At 36.9% G+C, this 16446-nt stretch carries 17 protein-coding genes and 3 pseudogenes; 19 read left to right on the forward strand and 1 reads right to left on the reverse strand.

Annotation, left to right across the window (positions count from 1 at the left end; genetic code table 11):
- The first annotated feature begins 230 nt into the window (after nucleotides 1-230).
- From rimP to dpaB, 16 genes are all read left to right on the forward strand, one after another.
- Complete coding sequence (rimP, locus tag ACZ76X_RS13685; protein WP_000359097.1) at nucleotides 231-701, forward strand: ribosome maturation factor RimP; 471 nt, start codon at nucleotides 231-233, stop codon at nucleotides 699-701.
- 17 nt (nucleotides 702-718) lie between these two features.
- Nucleotides 719-1825, forward strand: coding sequence for a transcription termination factor NusA (nusA, locus tag ACZ76X_RS13690; RefSeq protein ID WP_098667740.1), 1107 nt, complete (start codon nucleotides 719-721; stop codon nucleotides 1823-1825).
- Nucleotides 1826-1836: 11 nt separating this feature from the next.
- The gene (rnpM, locus tag ACZ76X_RS13695; RefSeq protein WP_000071128.1) at nucleotides 1837-2109 is read left to right on the forward strand and encodes an RNase P modulator RnpM; all 273 of its coding nucleotides are present in this window, start codon (nucleotides 1837-1839) and stop codon (nucleotides 2107-2109) included.
- Nucleotides 2110-2421 carry a YlxQ family RNA-binding protein gene (locus ACZ76X_RS13700; RefSeq protein ID WP_001286518.1) on the forward strand — a complete coding sequence of 104 codons (312 nt, stop codon included), beginning with the start codon at nucleotides 2110-2112 and terminating at the stop codon, nucleotides 2419-2421. It abuts the gene before it with no gap.
- A gap of 4 nt (nucleotides 2422-2425) precedes the next feature.
- Nucleotides 2426-4486: a translation initiation factor IF-2 gene (gene infB / locus ACZ76X_RS13705; RefSeq protein ID WP_000036344.1), complete on the forward strand. Its 2061-nt coding sequence runs from the start codon at nucleotides 2426-2428 to the stop codon at nucleotides 4484-4486.
- Complete coding sequence (locus ACZ76X_RS13710; RefSeq protein ID WP_479850688.1) at nucleotides 4483-4764, forward strand: DUF503 domain-containing protein; 282 nt, start codon at nucleotides 4483-4485, stop codon at nucleotides 4762-4764. The genes infB and ACZ76X_RS13710 overlap by 4 nt, the downstream gene beginning before the upstream one ends.
- Before the next feature lie 15 nt (nucleotides 4765-4779).
- Entirely contained in the window at nucleotides 4780-5136 is a 357-nt protein-coding gene (rbfA, locus tag ACZ76X_RS13715) for a 30S ribosome-binding factor RbfA (RefSeq protein ID WP_000776441.1), read from the forward strand.
- Between the two features lie 86 nt (nucleotides 5137-5222).
- Nucleotides 5223-6146 carry a tRNA pseudouridine(55) synthase TruB gene (truB, locus tag ACZ76X_RS13720; protein WP_479850689.1) on the forward strand — a complete coding sequence of 308 codons (924 nt, stop codon included), beginning with the start codon at nucleotides 5223-5225 and terminating at the stop codon, nucleotides 6144-6146.
- 43 nt (nucleotides 6147-6189) lie between these two features.
- The gene (gene ribF / locus ACZ76X_RS13725; RefSeq protein WP_479850690.1) at nucleotides 6190-7161 is read left to right on the forward strand and encodes a bifunctional riboflavin kinase/FAD synthetase; all 972 of its coding nucleotides are present in this window, start codon (nucleotides 6190-6192) and stop codon (nucleotides 7159-7161) included.
- 100 nt (nucleotides 7162-7261) lie between these two features.
- Nucleotides 7262-7531, forward strand: a complete 270-nt coding sequence (gene rpsO / locus ACZ76X_RS13730) for a 30S ribosomal protein S15 (protein WP_001229392.1) — start codon at nucleotides 7262-7264, stop codon at nucleotides 7529-7531.
- A gap of 160 nt (nucleotides 7532-7691) precedes the next feature.
- The gene (pnp, locus tag ACZ76X_RS13735) at nucleotides 7692-9830 is read left to right on the forward strand and encodes a polyribonucleotide nucleotidyltransferase (protein ID WP_098667744.1); all 2139 of its coding nucleotides are present in this window, start codon (nucleotides 7692-7694) and stop codon (nucleotides 9828-9830) included.
- 151 nt (nucleotides 9831-9981) lie between these two features.
- Entirely contained in the window at nucleotides 9982-10881 is a 900-nt protein-coding gene (locus ACZ76X_RS13740) for a polysaccharide deacetylase family protein (protein WP_479850691.1), read from the forward strand.
- 86 nt (nucleotides 10882-10967) lie between these two features.
- Nucleotides 10968-12209, forward strand: a complete 1242-nt coding sequence (locus ACZ76X_RS13745) for a M16 family metallopeptidase (RefSeq protein ID WP_098667746.1) — start codon at nucleotides 10968-10970, stop codon at nucleotides 12207-12209.
- A 252-nt stretch (nucleotides 12210-12461) separates the two neighbouring features.
- The gene (locus ACZ76X_RS13750) at nucleotides 12462-12713 is read left to right on the forward strand and encodes a YlmC/YmxH family sporulation protein (protein ID WP_060631972.1); all 252 of its coding nucleotides are present in this window, start codon (nucleotides 12462-12464) and stop codon (nucleotides 12711-12713) included.
- Between the two features lie 273 nt (nucleotides 12714-12986).
- Entirely contained in the window at nucleotides 12987-13889 is a 903-nt protein-coding gene (gene dpaA / locus ACZ76X_RS13755) for a dipicolinic acid synthetase subunit A (RefSeq protein ID WP_087996537.1), read from the forward strand.
- The gene (dpaB, locus tag ACZ76X_RS13760) at nucleotides 13886-14485 is read left to right on the forward strand and encodes a dipicolinate synthase subunit B (RefSeq protein WP_001049480.1); all 600 of its coding nucleotides are present in this window, start codon (nucleotides 13886-13888) and stop codon (nucleotides 14483-14485) included. Before dpaA ends, dpaB begins: the two co-directional genes overlap by 4 nt.
- 166 nt (nucleotides 14486-14651) lie before the next feature.
- On the opposite strand, the pseudogene ACZ76X_RS13765 reads toward dpaB, so the two are convergent.
- A pseudogene (locus tag ACZ76X_RS13765) lies at nucleotides 14652-14800 on the reverse strand (winged helix-turn-helix transcriptional regulator); the annotation flags it as partial.
- A 133-nt stretch (nucleotides 14801-14933) separates the two neighbouring features.
- Here ACZ76X_RS13765 and ACZ76X_RS13770 point away from each other — a divergent pair.
- The 3 genes and pseudogenes from ACZ76X_RS13770 to asd all read left to right on the forward strand — a co-directional run.
- Nucleotides 14934-15002 (forward strand): annotated as a pseudogene (locus ACZ76X_RS13770) (DJ-1/PfpI family protein); the annotation flags it as partial.
- A 39-nt stretch (nucleotides 15003-15041) separates the two neighbouring features.
- Nucleotides 15042-15232 (forward strand): annotated as a pseudogene (spoVFB, locus tag ACZ76X_RS13775) (dipicolinate synthase subunit B); the annotation flags it as partial.
- Nucleotides 15233-15382: 150 nt separating this feature from the next.
- Nucleotides 15383-16429, forward strand: a complete 1047-nt coding sequence (gene asd / locus ACZ76X_RS13780; protein WP_000414848.1) for an aspartate-semialdehyde dehydrogenase — start codon at nucleotides 15383-15385, stop codon at nucleotides 16427-16429.
- The last annotated feature ends 17 nt before the right edge of the window (nucleotides 16430-16446 follow it).

Below are 16446 nucleotides of genomic sequence, written 5' to 3' on the forward strand. Positions count from 1 at the left end.
CTCTTTCGTGTTACTATCTACATTTTATTGATGTGGAGAGGTAAGAAATTTCTGTCGTATATACATATTTTGTTACAAGTTTTACTTCTTAAATTTGGTAATACTAAGACAGATATTCCCTGCTTAACAGCAGGGGCTTTTGTTAGCTAACGAGAAAGAATAAGATAGACCGTTCTATGGACGGAGTCTTTTCTTGTAAATGGTACATGACGGCAGGAAGGAGGCTGTTTATGGATAAGAAAGTCACAGAAGTTGTAGAAGCATTTGCGCAGCCAATCGTTGAAGAGTTAAATCTTGAACTTGTAGATGTAGAGTATGTGAAAGAAGGACAAGACTGGTTCTTACGCGTATTCATCGATTCTGAAAAGGGAGTCGACATTGAAGAATGCGGTGCGGTGAGTGAACGTTTAAGCGAAGCTTTAGATAAAGAGGATCCAATTCCTCATCTTTACTTTTTGGATGTGTCATCTCCTGGAGCAGAACGCCCATTAAAGAAAGAGAAAGACTTCCAGCAAGCGGTAGGAAAACAAGTGGCAATTAAAACATATGAGCCGATTGATGGTGAAAAGATGTTTGAAGGCAAAATGCTTTCCTATGATGGTACTACAATTACACTATTATTAACAATTAAAACACGTAAAAAAGAAATCCAAATTCCAATGGATAAAGTTGCAAATGCGCGACTTGCTGTTACGTTTTAGTTAGAAGGGGGATCTTCATGAGCACTGAGTTGTTAGATGCCTTGCTCGTATTAGAGTCAGAAAAAGGAATTAGCAAAGATATTATTATTGATGCGATTGAAGCAGCGTTAATCTCTGCTTATAAACGCAATTTTAACCAAGCACAAAACGTTCGTGTGAGCTTTAACCCAGAAGTGGGAACAATCCAAGTTTTAGCACGTAAAGACGTTGTTGATAATGTGTTTGATCCACGTCTTGAAATTTCTGTTGAAGAAGCAAGACAAATTAATCCAAACTATCAAGATGGTGACGTACTAGAAATTGAAGTAACACCAAAAGATTTCGGTCGTATTGCAGCGCAAACTGCAAAACAAGTTGTAACACAGCGAGTGCGTGAAGCAGAGCGTGGTGTTATTTACTCTGAGTTTAGTGACCGTGAAGAAGATATCATGGTTGGTATCGTACAACGTCAGGATGCTCGTTTCATTTACGTAAGCTTAGGGAAAGTAGAAGCTTTATTACCTGTAAGTGAGCAAATGCCAAACGAACAGTACAAACCACATGATCGCATTCGCGTATTCATTACGAAAGTAGAAAAAACAACAAAAGGACCACAAATTTACGTATCACGTACACATCCTGGTCTTTTAAAACGTTTATTCGAAATGGAAGTTCCTGAAATTTATGATGGAACTGTTGAAATTCGTTCTGTAGCACGTGAAGCGGGCGATCGTTCTAAAATCTCTGTACATGCAGAGAACATTGATGTTGATCCAGTAGGTTCTTGTGTAGGACCAAAAGGACAACGTGTACAACGCATTGTAGACGAACTAAAAGGTGAAAAGATTGACATCGTTCGCTGGTCAAATGATCCAGTAGAATATGTTGCCAATGCTTTAAGCCCATCACAAGTTGTGAAAGTACTTGTAGATGAAGAAGAAAAAGCAACAACTGTTGTTGTTCCAGACCACCAACTGTCATTAGCTATCGGTAAACGTGGACAAAATGCACGTCTAGCAGCTAAATTAACAGGTTGGAAAATTGATATTAAGAGTGAGTCTGATGCGAAACAACTTGGTATTGTAACAGAAGAAGATAGCGTAGTCGCATTCGGATTCGATTCAGTTGAAGACGAAATCGAATAGAGGTGATGAGTATGAGCAATCGAAAAGTTCCGTTACGAAAATGTGTTGCAACGCAAGAAATGAAATCAAAACGAGAGCTCGTTCGCATTGTTCGTTCCAAAGAGGGAGAAGTGTCTATTGATTTAACTGGAAAGAAATCAGGACGAGGTGCTTATTTATCAAAAGATAAAGAAAGCATTCTTCAAGCTCAAAAGAAAAATGTTTTGGAACATCATCTAAAAGCGAAAATCGACAGTTCTCTTTATGAAGAGCTTCTTGAGCTTGTTGAGAAGGAGTCGAAATAAGTGTCCGATTGGAAATCGTTTTTAGGACTAGCAAACCGGGCTCGAAAAATTATTTCGGGTGAAGAACTCGTTTTAAAAGAAGTACGAAGTGGCAAAGCAAAACTTGTTTTGCTATCTGAGGATGCGTCAGCAAATACTGCAAAGCGTATTACGGATAAAACGACGTATTACAACGTACCAATGAGAAAGGTCGAAAATCGACAACAATTAGGGCATGCGATTGGGAGAGATGAGCGAGTCGTTGTAGCTGTGTTAGATGAAGGCTTTGCGAAAAAGCTGCGTAGCATGCTCGATACAAATTACCGGGGGTGAAGGTATGAGTAAAATTCGAGTGCATGAATATGCAAAAAAACATAATATCTCAAGTAAAGATCTTATGACAAAACTAAAAGAAATGAATATCGAGGTTTCGAATCATATGACAATGTTAGACGATGAAGTAGTAAACAAATTAGATAATGAGTATCAAACTGAAAAACCTTCTGTTGCAGATGAGTTTGAAGTAGAAGAAAAAGTTGTTCGTAGTAAAAAGAACAGCAATAAGAAAAAGAAAAAAGGCAAAGGAAACGAAGACAAACGTCAAGAGAACTTTGCTGGAAGACAACAAACACAAACTGTAGAAACACCAGATAAAATTACTTTCTCTGGAAGCCTTACAGTAGGTGACCTTGCTAAGAAATTAAGCAAAGAGCCATCTGAAATTATTAAGAAACTATTCATGCTTGGAATTATGGCAACAATTAACCAAGACTTAGATAAAGATACAATTGAGTTAATTGCTAACGACTACGGTATTGAAGTAGAAGAAGAAGTAATTGTGAGCGAGACTGAGTTTGAAACATTCATCGATGAGCAAGATGATGAAGAGAACTTAAAAGAGCGTCCAGCTGTAGTTACAATCATGGGACACGTTGACCATGGTAAAACAACATTACTTGACTCTATCCGTAACTCTAAAGTAACTGCTGGAGAAGCAGGTGGAATTACTCAGCATATTGGTGCATACCAAGTTGAAGTAAATGACAAGAAGATTACATTCTTAGATACACCTGGTCACGCGGCGTTTACAACGATGCGTGCTCGTGGTGCACAAGTAACGGATATTACAATCCTTGTTGTTGCAGCAGATGACGGTGTTATGCCACAAACAGTTGAAGCAATTAACCATGCGAAAGCAGCAGGAGTACCAATTATTGTTGCTGTGAATAAAATGGATAAACCAGCTGCGAACCCTGATCGCGTAATGCAAGAACTGACAGAATATGAATTAGTTCCAGAAGCATGGGGTGGAGATACTATCTTCGTACCAATCTCTGCGATTCAAGGTGAAGGTATTGACAACTTACTAGAAATGATTCTTCTTGTGAGTGAAGTAGAAGAATATAAAGCAAATCCAAACCGTTATGCAACTGGTACTGTAATTGAAGCACAGCTTGATAAAGGTAAAGGAACGATCGCGACATTACTTGTTCAAAACGGTACGCTTCGAGTTGGAGACCCAATCGTTGTTGGTACTTCATTCGGACGTGTTCGTGCAATGGTAAGTGATATTGGTCGTCGTGTAAAAGTTGCTGGTCCATCAACTCCTGTTGAAATTACAGGTTTAAACGAAGTACCACAAGCGGGAGATCGTTTCATGGCATTTGCTGATGAGAAGAAAGCTCGTCAAATTGGTGAATCACGTGCACAAGAAGCGTTACTTGCTCAACGTGGTGAAAAATCTAAATTAAGCCTTGAAGATTTATTCCAACAGATCCAAGAGGGCGATGTAAAAGAAATTAACTTAATTGTGAAAGCAGACGTACAAGGTTCTGTAGAAGCAATGGCAGCATCACTTCGTAAAATTGATGTTGAAGGTGTTAAAGTTAAAATTATCCATACAGGCGTAGGTGCGATCACAGAATCTGATATCATTTTAGCTTCTGCATCTAATGCAATTGTAATTGGATTTAACGTACGCCCAGATGTAAATGCGAAGCGTACAGCGGAATTAGAGAACGTTGATATTCGTTTACACCGTATTATTTATAAAGTAATCGAAGAGATCGAAGCAGCGATGCAAGGTATGTTAGATCCAGAATTCGAAGAAAAAGTAATCGGTCAAGCAGAAGTACGTCAAACGTTTAAAGTAACAAAAGTTGGAACAATCGCAGGTTGTTACGTAACAGACGGTAAAATTACACGTGATAGTGGCGTGCGTATTATCCGTGATGGCGTAGTAATCTTCGAAGGACAACTTGATACGTTAAAACGTTTCAAAGACGACGTAAAAGAAGTTGCACAAAACTATGAGTGTGGTATTACAATTGAGCGATATAATGATCTTAAAGAAGGGGACATCATTGAAGCGTACATTATGGAAGAAGTGAAGCGATGATTATCGCTTCACTCTCATTCGAGTGTATGATTTACGATGTGCATTCTTTAAAAGAGAAACGAGCAATTTTGCAAAGGGTGCTAACTCGTGTGAAGCAGCGTTTTAACGTAGCTGTTTCAGAAGTAGGGCATCAAGATGTATGGCAACGTACAGAAATTGCAATTGTTTCTGTATCCTCCAAGCGTGTTATTTGTGAAAAAGAAATGAATCGTGTACTTGAGTACATCGATTCATTTCCTGAAATTGAACGTACGATTACACAATTGGAATGGTATTGAATGAGGTGAAGAGTTATGAAATTACGTGCAAACCGTGTAGGCGAGCAAATGAAAAAAGAATTGGGCGACATCATCAGTCGCAAAATTAAAGATCCACGTGTCGGATTTGTTACTGTAACAGATGTACAAGTGAGTGGAGATTTACAAATTGCTACAGTGTATATTTCTGTTTTAGGTGATGAAGAACAGAAAGAAAATACATTAAAAGGTTTAGCGAAAGCAAAAGGCTTCATTCGTTCAGAAATTGGCCAACGTATTCGTCTTCGTAAAACGCCGGAAATCTCTTTTGAATTTGATGAATCTATCGGATATGGTCATCGAATTGATACACTTTTACATGAAATTAATAAAGAAGGTAAACGTGAAGAATAATGGATAGACATTTGTCTATCCATTTTTTCAATGTAAAATAAGTTTTAGGTAATCATTATGAAAGAAATACGATGAGGTGAACATATATGGAAGGTGTAGTATTATTACATAAGCCAAAAGGCATGACATCACACGATTGTGTATTTAAATTAAGAAAGATATTACGTGAAAAACGAATTGGTCATACAGGAACATTAGATCCAGATGTAACAGGAGTATTACCTATTTGTGTTGGACGAGCAACGAAGATTGCACAATTTTTAACAAGCGAAACGAAAACATATGAAGGTGAAGTAACATTAGGATTTTCAACAACAACTGAAGATGCTTCTGGTGAAGTTGTGGAAACGAAACATGTAGATCGTGTTATTTCTCGTAAAGAAGTGGAAGAGGTTCTTGCGGCATTAACAGGTACGATTGAGCAAATGCCTCCGATGTTTTCGGCTGTAAAAGTTAACGGAAAAAAATTATATGAATACGCAAGAGCCGGACAAGAGGTTGAACGTCCAGTGCGTACAATTACAATTCATGAATTTGTATTACTAGATGACCGTGAAGTGTTTGAAGGTGAAAATATTTCATTCCGTTTCCGTGTAACGTGTAGTAAAGGAACATATGTAAGAACGTTAGCGGTAATGATTGGTGAAAAACTTGGTTTTCCATCACATATGTCTCACCTTGTAAGAACGGCTTCTGGTGAATTTTTATTAGAAGATTGCATATCATTTGAAGAAATTGAAGAAAACGTGCAAAATGGAACAGTAGAGTCTATCTTCATTTCAATTGATGAAGCATTAAGTAAGTTCCCGAAAATGGTTGTAGATGAAAAGCAAGCAGAAAAAATAAAGAATGGTATGTTCTTAAAAAATGAATCGCAAATAACGGCGCCATTTATAACAGTATTTGATAAAAACGAGCGCTGCCTTGCAATTTATGAACACCATCCAAAACACCCTGGTATGCTAAAGCCGATGAAAGTACTTGTGAATAATCAAGAACTAAAGCTATAATGAATTATTGGAAGGATTATTACAGAAAAAGGTGAATTCAAGCGTGAAACTTATTCATTTAACTCATCCACATGAACAAAATAAATTAGAATTACCACCTACTGTAATGGCATTAGGATTTTTTGATGGCATTCATTTAGGACATCAACGTGTAATTCGAACTGCGAAACAAATAGCAGATGAACGAGGATACAAAAGTGCAGTGATGACATTTTACCCACATCCATCTGTTGTTTTAGGTAAAAAGGAAGCGCATGCCGAGTATATTACACCGATGTGTGATAAAGAGAAAATAGTCGAGAACTTAGGAATCGATATATTATATGTTGTTAAATTTGATGAATCATTTGCAGGGTTATTACCACAACAATTTGTAGATGATTATATTATTGGTTTAAATGTAAAGCATGTAGTAGCAGGGTTTGATTATTCATATGGACGTTTAGGAAAAGGAAAGATGGAGACTTTACCATTTCATGCAAGAGGGGAGTTTACACAGACTGTGATTGAAAAAGTTGAATTTCAAGAAGAGAAAGTAAGTTCTACAGCATTACGAAAGTTAATTCGAAATGGCGAAATGGAAAAAATTCCATCTATTTTAGGTAGAGCATATACAGTAGGGGGAACGGTTGTACACGGTGATAAACGTGGACGTCAAATTGGTTTCCCGACAGCGAATGTTGGTTTAAGTGATGAGTATCTATTACCACCTGTAGGTGTTTATGCAGTGAGATTAAAAGTTCACGATGAATGGTTCGATGGTGTATGTAATATTGGATATAAACCAACCTTTAAAGAAGATGAGCGCCAACTTTCTATTGAAGTGCACTTATTTGAATTTAACAAAGACATATATGATCAAAATGTTACAGTAGAGTGGCATATGCGTATAAGAGAAGAGAAGAAATTCAATGGCATCGATGAGTTAGTTGAACAAATCGCAAAAGATAAGAAAACAGCACAAGAATATTTTGCGAACGAAAAGAATATACTTGCTTTTTCAAATGAAAAGTAGTATTCTATGTTATGTACTTTATGACAACCATTGCTTGGCATTGCGACTCACCGACGCTTGCTAGGTAATCGGGGGTTTAATTAATAGGAGGTGAAATAGGATGGCTTTAACACAAGAGCGTAAAAATGAAATCATTGCACAATTTAGAACTCATGAGACTGATACTGGTTCTCCAGAGGTTCAAATTGCTGTCCTAACGGAGCAAATTAACACTCTAAACGAGCACTTACGTACTCACAAGAAAGATCATCATTCACGTCGTGGTCTATTAAAGATGGTTGGTAAACGTCGTAACTTACTAACTTACCTTCGTAATAGCGATATCACACGTTACCGTGAATTAATCACAAAGCTTGGCTTACGTCGATAGTCAAAGAAGCGGGAATATTCCCGCTTTTTTGTTAGGTAAAAATATATCTTCTACTCTTTATAGCTTACTTCATTTTCGGTAATACTAGAGGTAGAATATTGTGATATACTATCCATTTACATAGAAGAATTGAATACTTTAAATTGAGAGGGGTACTTAAATGAGTCAAGAAAAGCAAGTCTTCTCGATAGATTTAGCTGGTCGCCAGCTAACAGTTGAAACAGGTCAGCTTGCAAAGCAAGCGAACGGAGCAGTATTAGTAAGATATGGCGATACAGCGGTTCTATCTACAGCAACTGCATCAAAAGAAGCAAAAAATGTAGATTTCTTCCCACTTACAGTAAACTATGAAGAGCGTTTATATGCAGTCGGAAAAATTCCAGGCGGTTTCATTAAACGTGAAGGTCGTCCAAGTGAAAAAGCAATTTTGGCAAGTCGTTTAATCGACCGTCCAATTCGTCCACTTTTCGCAGATGGTTTCCGTAACGAAGTACAAGTTGTCAGCATCGTAATGAGTGTTGATCAAGATTGTTCTTCTGAAATGGCAGCTATGCTTGGTTCTTCATTAGCGTTATCGATTTCAGATATTCCATTTGAAGGTCCAATCGCGGGTGCAACAGTTGGTCGTATTAACGGCGAATTCGTTATCAACCCAACAGTAGAACAGCAAGAACAAAGTGATATTCACCTTGTTGTAGCTGGTACGAAAGATGCAATTAACATGGTTGAAGCAGGAGCAGATCAAGTGCCTGAGGAAACAATGTTAGAAGCAATTATGTTTGGTCATGACGAAATTAAACGTCTAATTGCATTCCAAGAAGAGATTGTACAAGCTGTAGGTAAAGAGAAATCAGAAGTGAAACTTTATGAAGTTGACGCTGATCTTAACCAAGCTGTACGTGAAATGGCTGAGAAGGATATGCATTCTGCAATTCAAGTACATGAGAAACATGCACGTGAAGATGCAATTAATGAAGTGAAAAAGCGTGTAATTGAGCATTACGAAGCGCAAGAAGCTGACGCTGATACATTAGGACAAGTAAATGAGATTTTATATAAAATTGTAAAAGAAGAAGTACGTCGTCTTATTACAGTTGAGAAAATCCGCCCAGATGGCCGTAAAGGTGACGAAATCCGTCCATTAGCATCAGAGGTTGGCATTTTATCTCGTACACACGGTTCTGGTTTATTCACACGTGGACAAACACAAGCATTAAGTATTTGTACATTAGGTGCATTAGGCGATGTGCAAATTTTAGATGGTCTTGGTGTAGAAGAATCAAAACGCTTTATGCACCATTACAATTTCCCATCATTTAGTGTTGGTGAAACAAGACCAATGCGTGGGCCAGGTCGTCGTGAAATCGGTCACGGTGCACTAGGAGAACGTGCTCTTGAGCCTGTAATTCCATCTGAAAAAGATTTCCCATATACAGTACGTCTTGTATCTGAAGTTTTAGAATCAAATGGTTCGACTTCACAAGCAAGTATTTGTGGTAGTACTTTAGCAATGATGGATGCTGGTGTTCCACTTAAAGCTCCAGTTGCAGGTATTGCAATGGGTCTAGTTAAATCAGGTGAGCATTACACAATTTTATCTGATATTCAAGGTATGGAAGATCATTTAGGTGATATGGACTTTAAAGTAGCAGGTACAGCACAAGGTGTAACTGCACTACAAATGGACATTAAAATCGATGGTCTATCTCGTGAAATTTTAGAAGAGGCATTACAACAAGCGAAAGTTGGTCGTGTGCACATTCTAAATCATATGTTATCTGTTATTGCAGAGCCACGTACTGAATTATCAGCATACGCTCCAAAGATTATTACAATGACAATTAACCCAGATAAAATCCGTGACGTTATCGGACCAAGCGGTAAACAAATCAATAAAATTATTGAAGAAACTGGCGTTAAAATTGATATCGAGCAAGATGGTACAGTATTCATTTCTTCAATAAATCAAGAAATGAACGACAAAGCTAAGAAAATTATCGAAGATATCGTTCGTGAAGTACAAGTAGGTGAAATCTACGAAGGAAAAGTGAAACGTGTTGAGAAATTCGGTGCTTTCGTTGAATTATTCAGCGGAAAAGATGGATTAGTTCACATTTCTGAACTTGCACTTGAGCGTGTAGGTAAAGTAGAAGACGTTGTGAAAATCGGTGATGTAATTACAGTTAAAGTTATCGAGATTGACAAGCAAGGTCGTGTGAATCTATCTAGAAAAGTATTGCTAAAAGAAGAGCAAGAAAAAGAAGCTGCTAAAGAAGAAAACAAACAAGAGCAGCAATAAGTAAAAGCCAGTTTAACTGGCTTTTTTTGTTATGTAAAAATATGATTTATATATATTTTTATGTCAGCATAGGTATAGTTTTCATTATAACGCTCAAATTAACAAAGATAAGAAGAAAAATGTTTTTTATATAGTTAATGGGAGGGTTTATATGAAAGCTCGTATATTGGCATACATGTGTATATTCTTTTTATATGTCAGTGTAGGCTCTTATTCCGTTTTTGCACAGGATAACTTATATGAAGAAATTCAAAAGCATGCAAAACAATATGAGATTGCACCTCAAAATGCGATGATTGATAAGATCTGGAAAGCAACACCAGGATATAATGGAAGACAAGTTGATCTAGAAGCATCCTATAACAATATGAAGAAGCTAAAGAAATTTGATCAAAAACATCTTGAATTCAAAGAAGTATCACCGAGTGTCCACTTAGAAGATTTATCACCAGCTCCAATTTATAGGGGGCATCCGAATAAAAAGATGGTGGGATTAACAATAAATGTGGCATGGGGAAATGAGTATTTGCCTCGTATATTAGAAATATTGAAAAAACACGATGTGAAGGCGACTTTCTTTTTAGAAGGACGTTGGGTGAAAGAAAATTTACGATTTGCAAAAATGATTGTCGATGCAAATCAAGAAGTTGGAAATCATTCATACACTCATCCTAATATGAAAACGCTATCGTCTGATGAAATACGAGAGCAGTTACAAAAAACAAATCGAATGATTGAAGCAGCTACGAATCAAAAGGTGAGATGGTTTGCACCGCCGAGCGGAAGTTTTCGGGATGAAGTCGTGAAAATTGCAGATGATTTCCAAATGGGAACGATCATGTGGACTGTCGATACAATTGATTGGAAGCGACCTGAGCCAGATGTGCTATTGCAGAGAGTAATGAGAAAAATACACCCTGGTGCTATCGTATTAATGCATCCTACGTCATCTACATCAGAAGCATTAGATACAATGATTACAAAATTGAAGGAACAAGGATATAAAGTAGGGAATATAACAGAATTACTGGATGAAAAACGCGTGGATTAAATACATTTGCATGACATTCATCCTTAAACTTGTTATCATTAAATAATAGCACTTATTTAGAGAAACTGGCAGTAGGAGGAAAGTTTTTGATTAAAAAATATACTTGTAAAAATGGTGTAAGAATAGTTATGGAGAATATACCAACTGTAAGATCAGTTGCGATTGGTATTTGGATTCATGCAGGATCAAGAAATGAAAATGAAAAAAATAACGGGATTTCTCACTTTTTAGAGCATATGTTCTTTAAAGGGACGGAAACACGTAGTGCACGCGAAATCGCAGAATCATTTGATAGCATTGGTGGGCAAGTGAATGCTTTTACTTCAAAAGAATACACTTGTTACTATGCAAAAGTGCTAGATGAGCATGCTAAATACGCTTTAGATGTATTAGCAGACATGTTCTTTAATTCAACATTTGATGAAGAAGAATTGAAAAAAGAGAAGAATGTCGTATGTGAAGAAATTAAAATGTACGAAGATGCTCCAGATGATATTGTGCATGATATGTTAACGAAAGCAACATATGAAACGCATCCGCTTGGATATCCTATTTTAGGAACAGAAGAAACGCTTAATACGTTTACAGGTGATACGCTACGCCAATATATTAAGGATCATTACACACCTGAAAATGTAGTTGTTTCAGTTGCAGGAAATATTGATGAAGCCTTCTTACAAACGGTAGAGCAATATTTCGGTAGTTATGAAGGAACGACAAACCGTGAACAAGTACATAGCCCAATCTTCCATTTTAATAAGGTAGCACGTAAAAAGGAAACAGAACAAGCTCATTTATGTCTAGGATATAAAGGCTTACAAATGGGGCACGAAGATATTTATAACTTAATCGTATTAAATAACGTTTTAGGCGGTAGTATGAGTAGCCGTTTATTCCAAGAAGTACGTGAGCAACGTGGGTTAGCATACTCAGTATTTTCTTACCATTCTTCTTATGAAGATACAGGTATGTTAACACTGTATGGTGGAACAGGTAGTCAACAATTAGATACACTGTATGAAACAATGCAAGAAACATTAGAAACATTGAAAAATACAGGTATTACAGAAAAAGAGCTTATTAATAGTAAAGAGCAATTAAAAGGAAACTTAATGTTAAGTTTAGAAAGTACGAATAGCCGTATGAGCCGTAATGGTAAAAATGAATTGCTACTTCGTAAGCACCGTTCACTTGATGAAATTATTGAAAGTGTAAACACTGTAACAAAAGAAAATGTAGATGGGTTAATTCGTAACATGTTTACAGATGAATTCTCTGCAGCATTAATTAGTCCAGATGGAAAACTTCCAAAAGGAATAAAACTATAATTGCTTTATCCCGCTATTCGCCGGGCAGTAAGACTCCCACCTCAAAATTCGGCTGGAGCAAAGAAGTTAGGTGAGAGCTGATAATCAGTGGGGGGATGAACATCCCCCCACTGATTAAAGTTTCACTTTATATGAAGTATGTAAAAATAACCGTATCTCTTTTAAATGAGATACGGTTATTTTTTTTGGATATACAGAATAGGTACTAATTATGGATAACTTACATTCATAATTTCGATAGGGGGAGAGCATATGCGATTAAGTGAATTAAGCGGTAAAGAGATCGTAAATTTAGAAAGAGCCGAAAAAATGGGTGTTTTAGGATATGTGGATTTAGAGATTGATGAGAAGGATGGCCAAATACAGGCTCTTATCATACCAGCTGGGAAATGGGGAGGTTTTAAAAAGGAACCACAAGAAGTAAGAGTTACGTGGAGCCAAATTAAAAAAGTAGGGCATGATATGATCCTTTGTGATATTACAGATCGTCCAAATTCGAAGTGAAAGATGGCCATTTTGGTCATCTTTTTTTATGCATTACCCGCAGAGTATTAGCTCACATGAATCGAGCTTCTACGGGCAATCAATTTCCTACATAATGTCCTCTCATATGCGGAAATTTGAGGGGGGGTTTTTTTGCATACAAAGAGCGAGATCAATCATGTGTGCTTTTTGTTTTTCAATCACCTAAAACTCGTACATTACATATGATGTGGAGGAAAAAGAAAAAGTAGGCACTTTTCTTATAAATGACAGAAAAAGAAGGTGAATTAGGGAATGTTGACTGAGATGCATATTGCTGTCATAGGAGGAGATGCAAGACAGCTAGAAGTAATTCGCAAGCTAGTTGAATTGGATGCGAAACTTTCATTGATAGGGTTTGATCAGTTAGATCATGGCTTCACAGGGGCAGCAAAAGAAAGTATACAAAATTTAGATTTCACTTCTGTAGATGCAATTATTTTGCCAGTTGCAGGTACAAATGCCAAGGGAGAAGTAGATACTATTTTTTCAAACGAAAAAGTTTCTATAACGAAAGAACAAATTGAAAATACACCAGAACATTTTACTATATATTCAGGTATTGGTACGCCTTACTTGGAAAATCTCGTATCTACTACAAACCGTAAACTAATTAAATTATTTGATCGTGATGATGTGGCAATCTACAATTCTATACCAACTGTAGAAGGTACATTAATGATGGTAATTCAACATACCGACTATACGATTCATGGTTCTAATGTAATGGTTTTAGGATTTGGTAGAACAGGGATGAGCGTTGCCAGAGCATTTCAATCATTAGGAGCCCATGTCAAAGTTGGAGCAAGACGATCGGAACATATTGCACGTATTACAGAGATGATGTTTTCTCCTTTTCATATGCAGAACATTGAGAAAGAAGTAGGGAATATCGATATTGTCATTAATACAATTCCACATCTCGTTGTGACAGCGAATGTCATTTCAAAAATGCCGGCCCATACGTTAGTAATTGATTTAGCTTCTAAACCAGGCGGTACCGACTTTAGATATGCGGAAAAAAGAGGAGTTAAAGCGCTGTTAGCACCTGGATTACCAGGTATTGTTGCTCCAAAAACAGCAGGACAAATTTTAGCGAACGTTCTTTCTCAGTTATTAGCAGAAGATGTAATCGCAAGAAAGGAGAATGGAGAATGAATTTAAAAGGGAAGAGGATAGGGTTTGGTTTTACTGGTTCACATTGTACGTACGAAGAAGTAATGCCTCATTTAGAAAAATTGATTGCTGAGGGAGCAGAAGTACGTCCCGTTGTTTCTTATACTGTTCAATCAACAAATACGAGATTTGGAGAAGGGGCAGAGTGGATTAAAAAGATTGAAGAAGTAACAGGCTTTAAAGCAATTAATTCCATCGTTGGCGCAGAACCACTAGGACCTAAAATTCCACTAGATTGTATGGTAATTGCACCACTAACAGGAAATTCTATGAGTAAATTTGCAAATGCAATGACAGACTCTCCAGTATTAATGGCAGCGAAAGCGACGCTAAGAAATGGTAAGCCTGTCGTATTGGCTGTTTCGACGAATGATGCTCTAGGGCTTAATGGGGTAAATCTCATGCGCCTAATGGCCACAAAAAACATCTACTTCGTCCCATTCGGCCAAGATGCACCAGAGAAAAAACCGAATTCAATGGTAGCTCGTATGGAGTTATTGGAGGATACAGTACTAGAAGCGTTGCAAGGAAAGCAATTGCAGCCGGTTGTCGTGGAAAAATTCAGATATATGAATTAAAAAACGAATAATTTTGATGAAACCGTCATTATTACAGTAGATTATGATAAAATTCACGCTATTAAGATTAGAAGGGGTATTGTATACTCCTTCTGATTCTAAGTTATAGAAGGATTGGTATCTAGAAAGGGGCATAGTGATGGAAAAGCAAAAAACTTTTCATGTCTTCAATAATTTGTTGCTCCTCTAACTTCCGTACTTGCTCAGTTACTGACGGGAAGATAAGTGAACAGCTTCTGCTAAATTTCCCGTTGGAATTTTTGCATTTGACGGCAATAATCCCACGATTTTTTGTCGATTTAATCCATAAATCATCCAACCTTTTTTTGAAAAATAAAATAAACAAAATTCTTTATATAATAAAGTCAAACAACTAAATATCCTTATTGAACTTATTTATCAATATTCTATATTTGTATAAAATAAGGACATCAGGAAGCGATTTACGATGAAAAAGATTTTATTATTATTAGCTGATGAATTTGAAGCAGTAGAAGCTAGTGTGTTTATAGATATAAATAGAAGAAAAAAGACATATTTATATTGTCATCACCCTGATGGCGTCAACCTGATGCGCCTAAAGTCTACAAAAACATCTACTTTGTCCAGTTCGGCCAAGATGCACCAGAGAAAAAACCGAATTCAATGGTAGCTCGTATGGAGTTATTGGAAGATACAGAACTAGAAGCATTGCAAGGAAAGCAATTGCAACCGGTTGTCGTAGAAAAATTCAGATATATGAATTAAAAAACGAAAAAAAAAGGACAATTTTTGATGAAACCATCATTCTTACTGTAGAATATGATAAAATTAACGTTATTAAGATTAGAAGGGGTATTGTATACTCCTTCTGATTCTAAGTTATAGAAGGATTGGTATCTAGAAAGGGGCATAGTGATGGAAAAGCAAAAAACTTTTCATGTCGCTGTAGTTGGAGCAACCGGCGCAGTTGGTGAACAAATGTTAAATACTTTAGAGAAACGAGAATTTCCAATCGGGAAATTAACGTTACTTTCATCTAAACGATCTGCAGGTAAGAAACTTGTATTTAAAGGCGAAGAATTTACAGTTCAAGAGGCAACTCCTGAAAGTTTTGAAGGAGTAGATATCGCACTATTTAGTGCTGGTGGATCTGTATCAAAACAATTAGCGCCAGAAGCAGCAAAGCGCGGTGCGATTGTTGTTGATAATACAAGTGCATTCCGTATGACAGAAAACGTGCCACTTGTTGTACCTGAAGTAAATGAAAATGACTTAAAAGAACATAATGGTATTATCGCAAATCCAAACTGTTCTACAATTCAAATGGTAGTAGCTCTTGAGCCAGTTCGTCAGCAATATGGTTTAAAACGAGTAATCGTTTCCACATATCAAGCTGTATCAGGTGCTGGTGCGGCAGCGATTGAAGAACTTCATGAACAATCACAAGCAATCTTAAATGGTGAAGAAGTGAAGGCGAATGTTTTACCTGTATCAGGTGATAAGAAACATTTCCCAATCGCTTTCAACGCGATTCCACAGATTGATAAGTTCCAAGATAATGGATTTACATTTGAAGAAATGAAAATGATTAATGAAACGAAAAAAATTATGCATATGCCTGAATTAGAAGTAGCAGCAACATGTGTACGTTTACCAGTTGTATCAGGTCACTCTGAGTCTGTTTACATCGAAGTAGAAAAAGAAGGCGTAACAGTAGAAGAATTAAAGAACTTACTTGCAAATGCGGAAGGTATCGTTCTGCAAGATAACCCAGAAGAGCAATTATATCCAATGCCAGCTACTGCAGTAGGTAAAAACGAAGTATTCGTTGGAAGAATCCGTAAAGATTTAAATAACGATAAAGGATTCCATCTTTGGGTCGTATCTGATAACTTATTAAAAGGCGCTGCATGGAATTCTGTTCAAATTGCAGAGCGCTTAGTAAAATTACAATTAGTGTAAACGGCTAAGAGAAGGTG

The sequence above is a fragment of the Bacillus sp. BC05(2025) genome (assembly GCF_056725905.1).

Coding starts and splice junctions, on each gene's coding strand:
- rimP (WP_000359097.1), top strand. CDS start 231: ATGGATAAGAAAGTCACAGAAGTTGTAGAAGCATTTGCGCAGCCAATC.
- nusA (WP_098667740.1), top strand. CDS start 719: ATGAGCACTGAGTTGTTAGATGCCTTGCTCGTATTAGAGTCAGAAAAA.
- rnpM (WP_000071128.1), top strand. CDS start 1,837: ATGAGCAATCGAAAAGTTCCGTTACGAAAATGTGTTGCAACGCAAGAA.
- infB (WP_000036344.1), top strand. CDS start 2,426: ATGAGTAAAATTCGAGTGCATGAATATGCAAAAAAACATAATATCTCA.
- ACZ76X_RS13710 (WP_479850688.1), top strand. CDS start 4,483: ATGATTATCGCTTCACTCTCATTCGAGTGTATGATTTACGATGTGCAT.
- rbfA (WP_000776441.1), top strand. CDS start 4,780: ATGAAATTACGTGCAAACCGTGTAGGCGAGCAAATGAAAAAAGAATTG.
- truB (WP_479850689.1), top strand. CDS start 5,223: ATGGAAGGTGTAGTATTATTACATAAGCCAAAAGGCATGACATCACAC.
- rpsO (WP_001229392.1), top strand. CDS start 7,262: ATGGCTTTAACACAAGAGCGTAAAAATGAAATCATTGCACAATTTAGA.
- pnp (WP_098667744.1), top strand. CDS start 7,692: ATGAGTCAAGAAAAGCAAGTCTTCTCGATAGATTTAGCTGGTCGCCAG.
- ACZ76X_RS13740 (WP_479850691.1), top strand. CDS start 9,982: ATGAAAGCTCGTATATTGGCATACATGTGTATATTCTTTTTATATGTC.
- ACZ76X_RS13750 (WP_060631972.1), top strand. CDS start 12,462: ATGCGATTAAGTGAATTAAGCGGTAAAGAGATCGTAAATTTAGAAAGA.
- dpaA (WP_087996537.1), top strand. CDS start 12,987: ATGTTGACTGAGATGCATATTGCTGTCATAGGAGGAGATGCAAGACAG.
- dpaB (WP_001049480.1), top strand. CDS start 13,886: ATGAATTTAAAAGGGAAGAGGATAGGGTTTGGTTTTACTGGTTCACAT.
- asd (WP_000414848.1), top strand. CDS start 15,383: ATGGAAAAGCAAAAAACTTTTCATGTCGCTGTAGTTGGAGCAACCGGC.